1 protein-coding gene is annotated in these 930 nt (G+C 67.0%); it reads right to left on the bottom strand.

What is annotated here, in order from left to right; all coding sequences use genetic code 11:
* The coding region (locus EN893_RS35700; RefSeq protein ID WP_245490979.1) for a diaminopropionate ammonia-lyase at positions 1-930 on the bottom strand (930 nt) is incomplete at both ends.

Here is a 930-nt window from a genome sequence, read left to right as displayed (position 1 = left end):
CCAAGCTCGGTCGGGTTGTCAGCCATCGCCCGGATCAGCCCGGCAAGACCAACACCGCCGCTTTCGCCGGCGACGATCACCGGATCGCCGGCGGCCGGCCGGGCCAGCCGCCGCATCACCGCGATGGCGTCAGCCTCATCCACCGTCATGAAGGCATCGGCGGCGCGCGCCAGCACCCGCCAGGCGACCGGGGAGACCTCGTAGCATTCAAGCATGGCCATCACCGTCGGCCGGCAATGCGCGACCTTGACCGGGTGCCCGGCCTGGGCGGCTGCAAAAACACAGGCTGCACGCGCCGGCTCGACCACGATGAAGGTCGGCCTGGCGTCACCGAGCACGATGGCGAGATGACCGGCCAGCGCGGCGGCAATGCCACCGACACCAGCCTGCACAAAGACGTGGGTTGGTGTCCGAGGGAACTGACGCAGCGCTTCGCGCACGATCGCCGTATAGCCCTGCATGACCAGGCTAGGAATCCGTTCATAGCCCGGCCATGAGGTGTCGGACACGACGGTCCAGCCCTTCTCGGCCGAAACCTGGGCGGCCTGCCTGACCGAATCATCATAGTTGCCGTCGACGCGGATCATCTCGGCACCATAGCGGGCGATCGCCGCTATGCGCTCCTCGCTGACGCCGGCGTGGACGAAGATCGCCGCCCGCGCGCCGACGAGTTGCGCGCCTTGCGCAACGGAGCGGCCATGATTGCCGTCGGTCGCACAGGCAAATGTCATCGCAGCAGTGACGGCCCGTACATCAGGCCGATTGAGATCGGCCATATCGACGGGCCGGCCCAGCCGGTTGCCTGCCTCCTCCAGCACCAGGCGGAAGACGGCATAAGCGCCGCCCAGAGCCTTGAAGCTGCCGAGGCCGAGGCGAAAGCCTTCATCCTTGATATGGATAGCGCTAATTCCGAGCTCGCTGGCAAACGCC

This window comes from Mesorhizobium sp. M7A.F.Ca.CA.004.04.2.1, from assembly GCF_004022825.1.
Taxonomy (GTDB): domain Bacteria; phylum Pseudomonadota; class Alphaproteobacteria; order Rhizobiales; family Rhizobiaceae; genus Mesorhizobium.
Note: the sequence above shows the minus strand (reverse complement) of the source record. Positions and strands in the feature narration are given on the sequence as shown.